The 15071-nt window shown below is 65.4% G+C and carries 14 protein-coding genes and 2 tRNA genes; 10 read left to right on the top strand and 6 right to left on the bottom strand.

The genetic code is table 11. The features are described from left to right. On the bottom strand, positions 1-2009 hold a 2009-nt coding region (locus X803_RS21370; protein WP_035778018.1), incomplete at its 3' end, for an ExeM/NucH family extracellular endonuclease. Between the two features lie 470 nt (positions 2010-2479). Beyond that, positions 2480-2567, bottom strand: a tRNA-Ser gene (locus X803_RS0105220). A 79-nt stretch (positions 2568-2646) separates the two neighbouring features. Here X803_RS0105220 and X803_RS0105215 point away from each other — a divergent pair. From X803_RS0105215 to X803_RS17955, 9 genes are all read left to right on the top strand, one after another. Continuing rightward, the gene (locus X803_RS0105215; protein WP_026544314.1) at positions 2647-3627 is read left to right on the top strand and encodes an NAD(P)H-quinone oxidoreductase; all 981 of its coding nucleotides are present in this window, start codon (positions 2647-2649) and stop codon (positions 3625-3627) included. Positions 3628-3696: 69 nt separating this feature from the next. Beyond that, complete coding sequence (locus tag X803_RS0105210; RefSeq protein WP_026544313.1) at positions 3697-3936, top strand: hypothetical protein; 240 nt, start codon at positions 3697-3699, stop codon at positions 3934-3936. 132 nt (positions 3937-4068) lie between these two features. Further along, a complete protein-coding gene (locus X803_RS17960; protein ID WP_035778016.1) occupies positions 4069-6366 on the top strand; it encodes a carbon starvation CstA family protein in 2298 nt (765 codons plus the stop codon). After that, complete coding sequence (locus X803_RS21365) at positions 6366-6542, top strand: YbdD/YjiX family protein (protein ID WP_084033432.1); 177 nt, start codon at positions 6366-6368, stop codon at positions 6540-6542. The genes X803_RS17960 and X803_RS21365 overlap by 1 nt, the downstream gene beginning before the upstream one ends. 106 nt (positions 6543-6648) lie before the next feature. Next, entirely contained in the window at positions 6649-6903 is a 255-nt protein-coding gene (locus X803_RS0105195) for a hypothetical protein (RefSeq protein ID WP_026544312.1), read from the top strand. A 50-nt stretch (positions 6904-6953) separates the two neighbouring features. Beyond that, positions 6954-7592, top strand: a complete 639-nt coding sequence (locus tag X803_RS0105190) for a bacterial proteasome activator family protein (RefSeq protein WP_084033430.1) — start codon at positions 6954-6956, stop codon at positions 7590-7592. A gap of 6 nt (positions 7593-7598) precedes the next feature. Continuing rightward, complete coding sequence (locus X803_RS0105185; protein WP_026544310.1) at positions 7599-8057, top strand: hypothetical protein; 459 nt, start codon at positions 7599-7601, stop codon at positions 8055-8057. A 66-nt stretch (positions 8058-8123) separates the two neighbouring features. Beyond that, on the top strand, positions 8124-8963 hold the full coding sequence (locus tag X803_RS0105180; protein WP_026544309.1) for an aldo/keto reductase: 840 nt from the start codon (positions 8124-8126) through the stop codon (positions 8961-8963). A 184-nt stretch (positions 8964-9147) separates the two neighbouring features. Next, entirely contained in the window at positions 9148-11004 is a 1857-nt protein-coding gene (locus X803_RS17955; protein ID WP_253907399.1) for an amylosucrase, read from the top strand. A gap of 27 nt (positions 11005-11031) precedes the next feature. Here the strand turns inward: X803_RS17955 and X803_RS0105170 are convergent. The 4 genes from X803_RS0105170 to tmk all read right to left on the bottom strand — a co-directional run bounded on the left by X803_RS0105170 (position 11032) and on the right by tmk (position 14508). Then, positions 11032-11104, bottom strand: a tRNA-Thr gene (locus X803_RS0105170). An 82-nt stretch (positions 11105-11186) separates the two neighbouring features. Continuing rightward, positions 11187-12737 (bottom strand): alpha/beta hydrolase, encoded by a 1551-nt coding sequence (locus X803_RS0105165; protein ID WP_026544308.1) that lies wholly within the window; start codon positions 12735-12737, stop codon positions 11187-11189. After that, complete coding sequence (locus X803_RS0105160; protein ID WP_026544307.1) at positions 12734-13897, bottom strand: DNA polymerase III subunit delta'; 1164 nt, start codon at positions 13895-13897, stop codon at positions 12734-12736. Before X803_RS0105160 ends, X803_RS0105165 begins: the two co-directional genes overlap by 4 nt. Next, positions 13894-14508 carry a dTMP kinase gene (tmk, locus tag X803_RS0105155; protein ID WP_035778015.1) on the bottom strand — a complete coding sequence of 205 codons (615 nt, stop codon included), beginning with the start codon at positions 14506-14508 and terminating at the stop codon, positions 13894-13896. The genes X803_RS0105160 and tmk overlap by 4 nt, the downstream gene beginning before the upstream one ends. A gap of 207 nt (positions 14509-14715) precedes the next feature. Between tmk and X803_RS21360 the strand changes: the two genes are divergently transcribed. Next, on the top strand, positions 14716-15071 hold a 356-nt coding region (locus X803_RS21360; RefSeq protein WP_035778012.1), incomplete at its 3' end, for a PLP-dependent transferase.

Below are 15071 nucleotides of genomic sequence, written 5' to 3'. Positions count from 1 at the left end.
CCGCCAGCAACAGTGAAGGACTGGGCGAGCGGCTTGCGGGCGTTCGAGAAGGCCACGTTGTCATTCAGGATGACTGACTCCCCGACAGGCTCCACTGCCGCCACCTTGTAGATGAAGGCCGTGCGGATGAAGTCCTCATCCTCGACGGCAGGCCGTTCAGCGGGCGAGCGGACGTAGTCCCAGACTCCCGGGGCAGCCTCATTCAGTGCGGCTGTCAGCGTGGCGAGTGCCTCGTCCCGGTCCTTCCCGAACCTGGCCGAATTTTCGATTTCCTCCAGGGAGACAACGTCGGCGCCGAGACCATTGATTGCCGCGACGATCTTCGCTTCCTGCCGCTCGAGATTCTCCGCGTTCGCAGCACCGCGGGCGTCGCAGCCGCCCCGGACAGTAACGGGATTGCCGTCGCGGTCCTGGTAATAGGTGCACCCGGTGAGCTGGTCGCCGGTGGTGGTGAAGTAGTTCAACACGTTGAAGGATGCGATCTTCACGTTTCCGCCGACGTTCGCGGGCACCTCAGGACGCGTGCCCTCGAACGTGACCGGCTGGACCGCGGCGGCGTTCGCGGCGGTAAGGGCGGTCAGCGGCTGGAATTTCCAGGAGCTGTTGCGGAAGTCGAGAACAACGGGCGCCGTGAAGGTTGCCGACGAGTTGACCCGTACCGGCTGCTCCGGTGTGAGGTACGGCAGCGGCTGGTCCATGTTCGCAGCGGCGAGGAAATTGGTGGTGGCGCCGTCGTCGAGCTTCACTCGCCGTGCGGCGTTGTCCGCCGCGACGGCTGCGTTCCCGGCGGTCCCAGGCGGAGCGATTTCGGTTGGTTGGACCAGCGGAGTGTCTCCGACGGCGAGCGTGATTTCCCCATACTGGTTCAGCGCGTAGTTGTCTGAAACCGTGAAGCCGGAGGTCGGCTGGACGAGCATCCCCTCGAGTGCTTCGCGTCCGGCGTCATCGGCAGGGTAGGCAACGGCGGCCGCCTTGACCGCCTCGGCAGGCTCAGCCGGTTTGGTCATACCGCCGGCGGGGACCGTGATCTGCGAAAGGTTGAAGTATTCCCCTGCCGTTCCGGTCACCTCGACGAAGTCGCCGACCGCAACCTCCGCGACAGTAGCCGGAGAGTAGATGAAGATGCCGTCGGAGGCCGCGTGATCTGAGCCCAGGTCCCCTCCTGTCCCGGCAGTCTGGAGGTAGTAGCCGTCAAAGCCGCCGGAAGGGTAGGCGGCGGTCACGACTCCACGGGTGGTCACAACCTGTCCCGCATAAGGGGTGGCTGTGCCCGTTCCCTGAATCTGGTCAATCGGCACTACCTGGCCGGGGGCCGGCGGCTGGGGCTCGGGTTCCGGCTCGCTTCCGGCCGTTTCACCGGCGGCATTGGTGGGCGTCACGACGTCGAGCGCGCTGAAGTCCACCTGATTGTTGTCGGTATCGACACCGCCGGAACGGTTCATGGAGAGCGGGTTGCCGGTGCCGCCGGGACCATCCTCGCCGCTGGTCTCATAGGTGTTGGACGAGCCGTAGCCCAGCAGGTCAACCACGCCGGGAGCTCCCGTCACCGACCCGACAGCCAGCGGGGTCACCGCGGTGGACTGGTTGGACAGGACGATGGTTCCGCTTGTGCCGCTGAAGTTCAGGGAGGAGGACAGGTCAGGCGCCGGCAACGCGGATCCTACTGATCCGTTGCTGGACCCCTGAACCAGGTAGGTCCCGTTCGCGGGAATGGTGCCCCTCAACACGGCGACCCCGGTCGGTGCGGCGCTCCCCGTCGCCGAGCGGTACTGCAGCGACCAGCCGTCAAGGCTCACCGGAGCATCAGTGGTGTTGGCCAGCTCAACAAACTTGTGGGTGAACGGCGCGTTTGCGCTACCCCCGTTGACGTATGCCTCATTGATGACGACGCCGGTGCCCGCCTGCGGCCCGACTGTTTCCTCTGCGCTGGCTGGCAGGAACGCCACCGGGGAAGCGAGTAGCCCCACCGAAAGCGCTGAGCACAGCGCGCCCCTCCACGAATTTTTCATTCGTACTGTTTCTCCTTGGCTTTGGCCGGGTTACGGCCGCGAGTGATGCCCGCAGCGGCTTGCGCCTCCGCGGAACTGGCCACGAAAGTGACAATAGGATTCGCCGGTGACATTCCGGCCGCGGCAAGCCAAGCACGCCGCAGTGAACGGGTGGTTACCCTGCGGGGAACAGATCAGCCGGGTTGAGACCATCAACGGAATTTCCCATCGTCGGCCCGGTGGTATCGGACTTGGCGCCCTGTCCCGCTCCACCCCATTAGTGATGCAGGACACATCCGGCGCCGAGCACATTCAAACACGACTGCTTGCCGTTGGAAACTATTTGTTGGAGTCCCGGAGTGTTCCGATGAAAGGCGCGGTGTCCGTGTCGCCGAAAAGGCTTCTCATCCCGGGATTCGGCTCATTAAAAGCAGTTGCACCCCGATCCTTCCGGAACGGGGTGCAACGGGTGAGCCGGCTCAGGCTCAATGCGGAAGGTAAGGGATTCGAACCCTTGAGGCGGGGTTACCGCCCACTGGTTTTCAAGACCAGCTCCTTCGGCCGCTCGGACAACCTTCCCTACGGGGAATAGTGTTTCATGCAGAGCAGGCTGCACAAAACTCCCAAAACCCGCAGGGCAACTCCCGGGAAGGAAACAATGAAAGCCGTAGTGCTGCGAAAGTCCGGCGAGCCGGATGTTCTCGAGGTGACCGAAGTGGAGCCCCCGCGCCCAGGGGCCGGTGACGTCCTCATCGACGTTGTTGCTGCAGGCCTCAACCGCGCCGACGTCCAGCAGCGCAGGGGCGTGTACCCGCCGCCGCCCGGCGCTTCCGAATATCCCGGGCTCGAGGTTTCGGGGAGGATTGCCGATGCGGGCACCTCCGACTTCCGGCCCGGTGACGCGGTGGTGGCGCTCCTCGCGGGCGGTGGCTACGCGGAACAGGTTGCGGTGCCTGCCGGTCAGGTGCTGCCGGTGCCTGCCGGAGTGGACCTCGCAGCAGCCGCCGGGCTGCCGGAAGTGGCTGCGACCGTCTACTCGAACCTGGTCCTGACTGCCGGGCTGCGCCGCGGTGAAACCGTTCTGGTGCACGGCGCAACCGGGGGGATCGGCACCATGGCCATCCAGCTCGCACGGGCGTGGGGAGCGCGGACAATCGTGACCGCGGGTACCGCGGAGAAACTGGAGTTTGCCCGTTCCCTCGGTGCGGAGGTGTGCGTGAACTATCGGGAGCAGGACTTCGTTGCCGAGGTGGACGCCGCCACGGGCGGGCGGGGAGTGGACGTCATTCTCGACGTCGTCGGCGCCAAATACCTCAGCCGCAACGTGAAGGCGCTGGCAACCGGTGGCCGGCTCGTCGTCATCGGACTGCAGGGAGGCGCCAAAGCCGAACTTGATCTGGGCGCGCTGATGGCCAGGCGGGCGTCGGTCACCGGGACCACGTTGCGTTCGCGTCCTGTGGAGGAGAAGTCGTCCATCATGGCGGGCGTCTACCAGCATGTCTGGCCGCTCATTTCGGACGGGACCATTTGCATACCCGTCGACCGGACGTTCCCGCTGGCCGAGGTGGTTGAGGCGCACCGGTACTTCGACTCCGGGCAGCACACGGGAAAAATCCTGCTGAGCGTGCAGGAGGCATGACGCGGTCTGCTTTGTGGATTCCGGGTGGTATGACAAGCTAGCACCCACCGTAATTCCAAGGAGGAAACCATGGCCAAGCACAGGGCAGACGGCGAGCCGGACGGCGTATCGCGAGCCGGAGATGAAGAGTCGGGCCTGGAGCGCGCTGCGGAAAGCTGGGCGGAAAACCTCGCCGATCAGGTCAATGACGGAGTCCAGAGCAGTCCCCGCGACACCGCTGAGGACGGTCCGGATCCACAGACAGAGACCCACTCCAGCCTGAGTGAGGGCTCGAATTCCCGTGACGGCAGGGACGATCCCAGCCACTAGCTGCGCAAGCCGTTTGGCTCATGGAAACAGCCGTTCGGCGATTGCACGCCTCCTGTGTGCAAACTCTGTGACGCAGCACTCTTGGCACTGCTAGTTTCAGTGAGTTAAGCCACTCACATATAAGGGAGCGCCATGAGTGAGAACGAATCTGGTCGCGGGCAGGCGGGGGCGAGCCGCGTCCAACGGAATGAGGACGCCGACGTCCTCCTCCAGGATCCGGATCTGCCGCCGACTGCAGTCGATGCAGACAAGGAAGACGGCGGCTGGACGCCGCTGAAGATTGCAGTCTGGGTGGGTATAGCCCTGCTCGGCGGCGTGAGCTGGACGGTGCTTGCCATTGTCCGCGGCGAGACGGTCAACGCGATGTGGTTTGTATTCGCAGCCGTCTGCAGCTACCTCATCGCCTACCGGTTCTACTCCAAATTCATCGAACGCAAGCTCCTGCGGCCCAACGACCGGCGCGCCACCCCCGCCGAATACAAGGCCGACGGCAAGGACTTCGCCTCTACCGACCGCCGTGTGCTCTACGGCCATCACTTCGCAGCGATCGCCGGAGCCGGCCCGCTCGTGGGTCCCGTACTTGCTGCCCAGATGGGTTATCTGCCCGGAACCATGTGGATCGTCATCGGCGTGATCTTCGCCGGCGCGGTCCAGGACTACCTGGTCATGTTCTTCTCAATGCGCCGCGGCGGGCGGTCACTCGGCCAGATGGCGCGTGAAGAGCTCGGCCTGATCGGCGGCACCGCCGCCCTGATCGCAACGCTCACCATCATGATCATCATCGTGGCGATCCTGGCTCTTGTTGTGGTCAACGCTCTCGGGGAAAGCCCGTGGGGTGTGTTCTCCGTGTCGATGACCATCCCCATTGCACTGTTCATGGGCGTCTACCTGCGCTACCTCCGTCCCGGCAAAGTGTCCGAGGTATCCCTCATTGGATTCGCGCTGTTGATGCTCGCAATCGTTGCGGGTGGCTGGATCGCCGAGACCGAGTGGGGCGTTGCCCTCTTCACGCTCGACAGGGTCACCATCGCCTGGGGCATCATCATCTACGGCTTCATCGCGGCAGTCCTGCCGGTGTGGCTCCTGCTCGCCCCCCGCGACTACCTCTCCACCTTCATGAAGATCGGCACGATTGTCATGCTGGCCGTGGCAATTGTGATCACCCGCCCGGAAATCAGCGTTCCTGCGGTCAGCGAGTTCGCCTCGCGGGCCGACGGACCCGTTGTTCCGGGGACCCTCTTCCCCTTCCTGTTCGTGACAATCGCCTGTGGTGCGCTCTCCGGCTTCCACGCCCTGATCGCCTCCGGAACCACACCGAAAATGATCGAGAAGGAACGCCAGACCCGGTTCATCGGTTACGGCGGAATGCTCATGGAGTCCTTTGTGGCGATCATGGCTCTGGTGGCGGCGCTGTCGATCGACCGCGGCATCTACTTCGCGATGAACTCCTCGGCCGCGGCCACAGGAGGAACCATCGAGGGCGCCGTCGCCTTCGTCAACGGCCTGGGCCTGACCGGGGTAAACCTCGCACCGGAGGCTCTGAGTACGCTCGCCAACAACGTGGGTGAGGAGTCGATTGTCTCCCGTACCGGCGGTGCGCCGACTCTCGCAGTAGGCATTGCCCAGATCATGCAGGGCCTCTTCGGCGGCGCCGGCATGATGGCGTTCTGGTACCACTTCGCCATCATGTTCGAGGCACTCTTCATCCTGACCGCGGTCGACGCCGGAACCCGCGTTGCACGGTTCATGCTGCAGGACACCATCGGTAACTTCGTGCCGAAGTTCAAGGACACCTCCTGGCGGGTAGGCGCCTGGATCTGTACAGCGATCATGGTCGCGGGGTGGGGGGCCATCCTGATCATGGGCGTCACCGATCCGCTGGGCGGCATCAACACGCTGTTCCCGCTGTTCGGTATTGCCAACCAGCTCCTGGCAGCCATTGCGCTGGCCGTCTGCATGGCGATCTGCGCCAAGAAGGGTGCCTTCAAGTACCTGTGGATCCCCGCCCTGCCGCTGGCGTTTGCAGCAGTGGTGACCATTACGGCGTCGTTCCTGAAGATCTTCTCCCCGGTGCCCACCGTCGGCTACTGGGCCAACCACATGGCTTTCCGAAATGCGCTCGCCGCAGGGGAGCAGAGCTTCGGCAACGCCGCCACCGTGGAGGCGATGGAGAAGGTGGTCCGCAACACCTTCATCCAGGGAACGCTGTCCATCCTCTTCGTGACGCTGGCTATCATCGTGATTGCCACGGCAATCATGGCAACTGTCAGGGCGTACCGCACGGGCGGTGGGCCGAGCGCCGAGGATCCCGCAGTTCCCTCGCGCACCTTCGCCCCGGCAGGCCTCATTGCGACTCCGGCCGAGAAGGAACTCGAAGCGCAGTGGGCCAACCTCCCGCATGACAAGAAGCCGGCGCGGGCGGGTCACTGATGAGCGTCAAAGAGCTGATCTGGCTCTTCAAGGGTGTGATGGGAGAGAACGCGTATCAGCAATACCTCGACCACCACGCCTCGACGCACAGCAGCGAGGCACCCATGACGGAGCGCCAGTTCTGGCGGGACAAAACGGACCGCCAGGACGCAAACCCTGAGGGACGCTGCTGCTAGGGCTGCACACCGGTGCTGATAGGGCGGGCTCGACTGCGGTCGTGCCCGCCTTATCTGTGTACCGACGCTCTGGCGGGCCCACCGCCGGCCGTGGTTTGCTGGTGGGATGACTGAGAACCTGCCGGAACACCTCCGCGAAGACATCGGTGCGCCTACTCCGGAGGCGGCATCGGAAGAAGAGCACCTCCGTGAGGATGTCAGCGTGCCCACGGAAGAGAACGACGGCGGCCCCGAATTTTCAGAGGACCACTTCACTTCGGGGCAGCTCAACGCCGGGCAGCGCGTTCCCGGCGTCAGCCCTGGCGGGGAGTACCGGGAAGGCCGTGAGGAAGAGCTCGCTCACAGGGAAGAGGCGGACTGACGCGCGCGGGCGCCGCACCGGCGCCCACGGTCGCGTGAGAGCATGAACCTATGACCGAAAAGCACCCCGACCACGTGACGCCGGAACAGGCGGCCGGCAACCAGGAGAGCCCTGTCCTCGTCGGAAGGCTGGAGCCCGGCCGTGGGCTTCCGGAACACGATGACCACGGTGGCTCCCGCGGCGACAGGGACCGGACCACCAAGCTGACCGAGCTGGTGGATGAACCTGCAAAGGTGATGCGCATCGGCACCATGCTGAAGCAGCTGCTTGAGGAAGTGCGCAGCGCCCCGCTGGACGACGCCGGGCGCAGCCGCCTCGCCGAGATCCATGAGCGCTCGGTGCGTGAGCTCGAGGACGGGCTCGCACCGGAGCTGGTCGAGGAGCTGCACCGGATCAACCTGCCCTTCACTGATGATTCGGTTCCCACTGATGCTGAACTGCGTGTTGCGCAGGCACAGCTGGTGGGATGGCTCGAGGGACTTTTCCACGGGATCCAGACCGCGCTTGCCGCCCAGCAGATGGCCAACCAGCAGCTTGCCGCCCAGCTCCAGCTGAAGCAGCTTCCTCCCGGAACCGTCATTGCGCCCGGCGTTATTGTGGGCGAGGACGGTGAGCCGCGGCGCGCGCCCGGAGCACGGCCGGGCCCGGCGCACAAGCCGGACACCCATGGCCCCGGCCAGTACCTGTAGTTCCACATGGCGCTTTTCGCGGCGGCCAGGCAGGGCCGCAAGGATGATGCCGAGCTCGGTACGGGGGTGTGGCGGCGTGCCCATGACCGGTTCCGGCGTGGGCTGGACCGTTACCACCAGATCCTCGAGGGTGTGGAGGACGACGCCGTCTACAACGATCTGGCCGCCCTCGCCAATGAGCTGGCGCAGTTGCTCCCGCGTGTGCGGGCGTGCTGCATTGCCGCGCAGGCACAGCATCCGAGTGAGGGACTTGATATTCCGGGAGCGTTGCTCCAGGTGCACCGGGCGCTCTCCCGCGCCGGCAATGCACTGGCCACAACCGCCGAGGCCGCCGCGATGGCGCGGTTGGACGGTGAGCGGTGGGGGATCGCTTCGGCCGGGCTGGACAACGTCCGGCGGCGGGCGGAAGTGGTTGCCGAAGATGTGATCGAAGCTGAACGTTTGCTGTCAGGATCCGGCCGGTAGGAATATTCCCGGGCAGGTGCACGGTTGCCATACTCCGGAGAAGCAATCAGTTATCGAAAGGGATACATGAGCACCTCACCCAACCTCACCTTCAACGACGGCCGCACCATTCCCCAGCTGGGCTACGGCGTATGGCAGGTCGACGACGCCACGGCTGAAGACGTCGTCGGGCGCGCCTTCAAGGCGGGTTACCGCCACATCGACACCGCAAAGATCTACGGCAATGAAGCAGGCGTCGGCCGGGCCATTGAAGCCTCGGGGCTGAGCCCCGAGGAGCTGTTCATCACCACCAAGCTGTGGAACGCCGATCAGGGCTACGAGAGCACGCTGGCCGCCTTCGAGGAATCCATGCAGCGGCTCGGCCTCGAGACCCTGGATCTCTACCTCATCCACTGGCTCCAGCCGAAGCAGGGTAAGTACGTCGATACCTGGAAGGCGTTGATCGAACTTCAGAAGCGCGGACGTGTACGCTCCATCGGCGTCTCGAACTTCACCGTCGAAGCCCTGCAGGAGATTATCGACGAGACGGGCGTGGTGCCGGCCATCAACCAGGTCGAGACCCACCCGTATTTCAACCAGGCCGAGCTGCGCGCCTTCGAAGCAGACAAGGGGATCCTGCACGAGTCCTGGTCGCCGCTGGGTTCCGGCAAGGGTCTGCTGGAAGACCCCGTGCTCGCCGGGATCGCCGAGAAGCGCGGTGCCACCCCCGCCCAGGTTGTGCTCGCCTGGCACCTGGCGCTCGGCCTCGTGGTCATCCCGAAGTCGGTCACTGAATCACGCATCATCGAGAACTGGGGTGCGCTCGAGGTTTCGCTGACGGAAGAGGACATCGCAGCGATCAACGGACTCGACAAGGGTGAAGCCGGACGCATCGGCGCCAACCCCGCCACGGCGGACTTCGCCTAGGAGCCTCTGACACGGCCGAAGCCACCTCCGCAGCCTCGGCTGCGCGGGTGGCTTCGGCCTTTGCGCGTCATTGACGGTGACCGGTCCGCCGCGTCTGCAAGGATGGAACGCAAAGGTATTCCCGGCGCTAGGAGCATTGGTGGACGATCAGGAACTGCATGGGACGTTCTCCCGCATCCGGGATGTGGTGCGCACAGACGCTGAATCGGACGAGACGAACTGGCTGGACTTCAACCGACGGTTCGACGCGCATTTCCCCACCCTGTACCGGCTCTTCGAGTCCCTGTACGGCGATCGCAGTGACTGGCTCGACCAGCTCACCCAGCTGGTGCTCCTGTCGGCCCGCTCGTGGGCTGCCCGCCCGGCCGAACTGAAGCAGCTCGACGATAAGCAGGAGCGGGATGCCACCTGGTTCTCCTCCAACAGCATGCTGGGCGGGGTCTGCTATGTGGACAGGTATGCCGAAAATCTCGACGGCGTGCGCGCCCGCATCCCCTACTTCAAGGAGCTGGGCCTCACCTACCTGCACCTGATGCCGCTGTTCCTGGCACCCGAACCGAATTCCGACGGCGGCTATGCGGTTTCCAGCTACCGGCAGGTCAGCCCTGCGCTGGGAACAATGGAACAGCTCCGGGACCTGGCTGCGGAGCTCCGCAGCGAGGGCATCAGCCTGGTGGTTGACTTCATCTTCAACCACACCTCAAACGAGCACCAGTGGGCGCGCAGGGCCGCGGAGGGCGATCCCCGCTACAGCGACTACTACTGGATCTTCCCCGACCGCGCCATGCCGGACGCATTCGAGACCCACGCCCGGGAGATCTTCCCGGATGACCACCCGGGGTCCTTCGTCCAGCTCGACGACGGCCGCTGGGTCTGGGCTACCTTCCACAGCTACCAGTGGGACCTGAACTACTCCAATCCCGAGGTCTTCCGCGCCATGGCGGAGGAGATGCTGTTCCTGGCCAATCAGGGGATCAGTATCCTCCGCATGGATGCGGTTGCGTTCATCTGGAAACAGCTTGGTACAACCTGTGAAAACCTGCCCCAGGCGCACCTTCTCCTCCAGGCGTTCAATGCGGTCTGCCGGTTGGCGGCGCCGTCGTTGCTGTTCAAGTCCGAGGCGATCGTCCATCCGGACCAGGTGGCGGAGTACATCGATCCGGGAGAGTGCCAGCTTTCCTACAATCCGCTGCAGATGGCGCTGATCTGGGAATCCATGGCAACCCGGGACGTCTCGCTGCTGTCACAGGCACTCGAGCGCCGGCACAATCTCCCCGACGGCACGTCCTGGGTGAACTACGTCCGCAGCCACGATGACATCGGCTGGACGTTCGCCGATGAGGACGCCGCGGAGCTGGGCATCAACGGGTTCGAACACCGCCGGTTCCTCAATTCCTTCTACGTCAACCGTTTCCCCGGCAGCTTTGCACACGGTGTTCCCTTCCAGGACAACCCCAGGACCGGTGACTGCCGGATCTCCGGTACCACGGCGTCACTGCTGGGCATCGAGCAGGAACCGGACGCCGCGGTTGAGCGGATCCTCCTCGCGCACTCCATCATCCTGAGCACCGGAGGCGTCCCGCTGATCTATTTGGGCGACGAGGTAGCCCAGGAAAATGACTACGCCTACGCCGGCGAACCGGGACATGACACCGACAGCCGCTGGGTTCACCGCCCGCACTACCCGGCGGAAAACTATGCGAAGCGGACCGATCCGGCCACGCCCCAGGGTGCGGTCTACACGGGGTTAAGGCAGCTCATTGCCGTCCGCTCAGGCACCCCTGAATTCACCGGTACGCGGTTGGTCGACTTCCACACCGGGAACCGGCACGTTCTCGGGTACCAGCGGCCGGGTGAGGGAACCAACATCCTGGTGCTGGCGAACTTCGCGGACCATCCCCAGCGGGTCCCAGCCGAAACCCTGTCCGGCTTCAACCACACTGCCGGGAACCTGGTCACCGGAGAGCAGGAGACGCTCGACGACGGCGTTGAACTAGGGCCCCGCAGTTTCGTCTGGCTGCGGACCACGTCCAGGACCTGACGGCTATCAGTGTGAGGGCACAAAAAGAGCCTCCTGCCAGAGTCGAACTGGCGACCTTCTCATTACGAGTGAGACGCTCTACCGACTGAGCTAAGGAGGCTGGTTGCGGGTGACCCTTCAAAAACTCAAAGGCTCATTCCACAAGCAATAACTGTATAAGAGCATCAGCTCGCCGGTCAAAATCAGCAGCGAACGCCGTCGTCGGGCACGGTTCCGTCAATCAGGAAATCGTCCACCAGGGATTCGATGCACTCGCCTGAACGGCCATAGGCCGTGTGTCCCTGGCCCTCCCAGGTGACGTGCACGGCGGATTCCAGCTGCTCGGCCAGGGCAAGCGACCACTCATAGGGAGTCGCGGGATCTCCGGTGGTTCCGATGACGAGCATCGGCGGGGCGCCGGGCGCGCTGGCCGGCGAGGGTTCATTCACCGGCTCATACGCCCAGTTCTTGCAGGCCAGGGCGCCGTAGCTGAGGTACTCACCAAAAACCGCCGACGATGCCTCCAGCGCCTCCGCTTCCTCAGCCATCACGCCCGGGTCGGCCGGCATCGGGTAGTCCAGGCAGGTGACGGCGGTGAAGGCCGCGGCCGAGTTGGTGAGGTAGTCGCCGGTGGGTGAGCGGTCAGCGCCGAGATCGGCGAACCGGAGGAACTCGCTCGGATCGCCCTGCAGCGCCTGATCGATCGCCGCGGTGAGAGCGGGCCAGCTCGCGCTGTCATACAGCGGCAGCACAAAACCCTGGAAGAACGTGCCGATGGTGACCGGGCGGCCGTCGGCGGCCGTCATCGGGCTCTCCTCGACGGACTCGAACAGTTCATCCACAACCGCCACGCCCTCGTCCACGTCCCCCGGAAGCGGGCACTCACTCTGGCTCTGGCAGTCGGCCACGTAGTTGCGGAGCGCCTCGTCGAAGGCGGCCACCTGGCCGGCAGTGATCTCGGCGGAGCTCAGCGAGGGGTCCACCGCCCCGTCGAGCACAAAGCGCCCCACGTTCCCGGGGAACAGTCCCGCGTACGCCGCTCCGAGCTGGGTGCCGTAGGAGAAGCCGAGATAGTTCAGCTGCTCGTCTCCCACCACGGCGCGCAGAATATCCATGTCCTTCGCGGCGCTGACCGTGTCGATGTGGCCGAGCAGCTCGCCGGTCCGCTCGGCACACAGCTGTGCGTATTCCGCGGAGTCCGCTTCCAGGATCTCCAGGGCTTCGGCATCGGTGGCATCCGGTGGGAGCGTCTCCGCGCGGGCTTCATCGCGCTCCTCATCGGTCAGGCATTCCACCGCGGAGGACTCGTTGACCCCGCGCGGATCAAAACCCACCACATCGAAGGACTGGCGCAGCCGGTCGCTGAGGATGAATTCCGCGGAATCACGTACCAGGTTGTAGCCCGAGACTCCCGGCCCTCCCGGATTCACCAGGAGTGAGCCCTGCGCGTCTCCCGGAGCGTCGAGGCGGATCATGGCAAGGTCGATCGACGCCCGCCCCGGGTCGCTGTAATCCAGCGGGACCTTCACCGTGGCGCAGGCGAAGTCGTCGCCCTCGCATTCCTCCCAGGTCACTTCCTGTGCGTAGAACTCCCGAAGGTCCTCCGGAACGTCCCCGATCACCTCGGGAGGCGCGGTCACCGCACCGGTGTCCGGACCCGCCGTGCAACCGGAAAGAACCAGCCCAACAACGACGGCGGCAGCACCTGCCAGCGCGCGCAGCGGTGAGCGGCGCGCGGGATGGGAGTGTGTCACGCGGAAAGTTCCTTCTCTGGCAACAGGCTGACGGCCATCGCTTCGATGGCCAGCAAGGGGGCGATATTGGTTCCAACGATCCGGGTGCGCACTTTGTTGATGGCCTCGATGCGCCCGAGGGTCTCCTCGGGCGTCCCATGCTCCGCGTAGCGCACAAGTTCAGGGCGCAACGGCTCATTGACCAGGTGCCCGCCGGCGCCCAGCTGCAGCATGAGGACGTCCCGGTAGAAGGACGTGAGGTCAGTGAGGGCACGGTCGAAGTAGTCGTTTTTCGACCGCTTGGCCCGCCGGTTCTGGTCCTCCTCCAGGCGCTTGACCTGCGAGCGGATTGCCGGGGGGATGGTGCCCGATTCCGGGGCGCCCAGCGAGGCCAGCAGTGCCGCCTTTTCCTCGGCGTCCCGCTGCTCGAAGGAGCTCTGGGCCTCCGCCTCCGCCAGCTTGACCAGGTCCGCGGCGGCCTTCATGGCGCCGGCGATGCTCCGGAGGTTCAGTGGCAGTCGCACAATCTGGTTCCGGCGCTCGCGTGCGTCGGTGTCGGTGGCGAGCCGCTTTGCCACCCCGATGTGGCTCTGCGCCGCACGGGCGGCGGCTTCGGCGATGACCGGGTCGATCCTGTCCCGCGTGATCAGCAGCTCCGTCACGGCCTCAACCGGGGGTACGCGCAGGCTCACCGAGCGGCAGCGGGACCGGATGGTCACCAGCACGTCGCCGGGACTCGGCGCGCACAGCAGCCAGATGGTGCGCGGGGGAGGCTCCTCGATCGCCTTCAGCAGGACGTTGGTACTGCGTTCCTGCATGCGGTCGGCGTCTTCGACGATGATCACGCGCCACCTGCCGGTGGACGGTTTGTCCTGAGCCTTCCGCACCAGTTCACGTGCCTCGTCAATACTGATGGTGACCTTCTCGGTGGTCACGTTGGTGACATCGGCGTGCGAGCCGGCCAACGCCGTCGTACAGGCTTTGCACTCGCCGCAGCCGCGTTCCTCAAGCAGCGGGCGGTCGCAGAGCAGCGCGGCGGCGAAGGCACGCGCGGCGTTGGAACGTCCCGATCCCGGAGGGCCGGTGAACAGCCAGGCATGGTTGGGCTGCTCGGCGGCCGCGGCGCGGCGCAGCTGCTCGACGGCGGCGGCCTGGCCGGTGAGGAAGGTCCAGACGCTCATGCCAGGCGGTCCCGCACTGCTTCGAGGATGGTCTTCGCGAGGACACCGACCGGGTCCGAGGCGTTCAGCACCAGGTACTGCCCGCGGTTCGAGGCGGCCTGCTCGCGAAATGCAGCCCGGATCTGTTCGTGGAAGGAGTCGGGCTCGGATTCCATACGGTCTTCCGGTGCGGCTGTGGAGGTTCGCCGACCGCGGCCCTCCACATGGTCAACGTCGAGCAGGACGGTGAGATCCGGGCGCAGGTTTTCGACGGCCCACAGGTTGATGTCGAGAACGCTCTGCGCGCCCAGCCCCCGGCCCACTCCCTGGTAGGCAACGGAGGAGTCGATATAGCGGTCACAGATGACAACGTCGCCGCGGGCCAGCGCGGGCAGTATCACCTGGTGCACGTGGGCGGCGCGGGATGCGGCGAAGATGAGAGCCTCCGTGCGGGCGTCGATAGGGCCATGCCCGTGGTCGAGCACAAGCGAACGCAGTTTCTCGCCGATTTCCGTTCCGCCGGGCTCACGCGTGCGCACCACGGTGTAGCCCTCAGCCTCAAGCGACTCGGCGAGCCGCGCGGCCTGCGTGGACTTGCCGGCGCTGTCGCCGCCCTCGAAGGCAAGGAACATGCCGCGGGAAGGGCGGGGAGTCTGGGATGTCACTGGATCAGACTACCGACTGACCCTGACAGACCGCATAGTCCTGTGGACTGGGGCATCCACCGGCAGGCAAACCCTGCACCGACGGGGCGCTGATTACCGGCCCGGGCCCGCGGAAACGTAACAAGCGCCCGCACGATGCATCAGAGCCGTACCCGCACCAACTACCCTGATCGAATGACCCAGCACGCGCACCTCGCCCCGGATACGATCACCGTCGCAGCGGGCCGCCCGCCACGGAACCACGATTCCCCGGTCAATCCGCCGATCGTGCTCTCGTCGACCTTCCACGAGACCGCTCCACCCGTCGGCGCCGACCGCATCTACGCGCGCATGTCCAACCCCACCTGGGACCCCTTCGAGGAGGCGCTTGCCGAGCTTGAGGGCGCGGCGCTGCCGGCTCTCACCTTCGCCTCCGGTCTCGGAGCGGCCGCTGCGGCGCTGTCCCTGGTCCCGGCGGGGGGAGTAGTGGTCATCCCACGGCATGCGTACGGCGGGTCGGTCTCGCTGGCGCTCGCCGAGGAAGCACGCGG

The organism is Arthrobacter sp. 35/47 (genome assembly GCF_000520475.1).
GTDB classification, from domain to species: domain Bacteria; phylum Actinomycetota; class Actinomycetes; order Actinomycetales; family Micrococcaceae; genus Arthrobacter_D; species Arthrobacter_D subterraneus.
The sequence above is the reverse complement of the archived record's forward strand: the minus strand, read 5'-3'. Positions and strand labels throughout refer to the sequence as shown.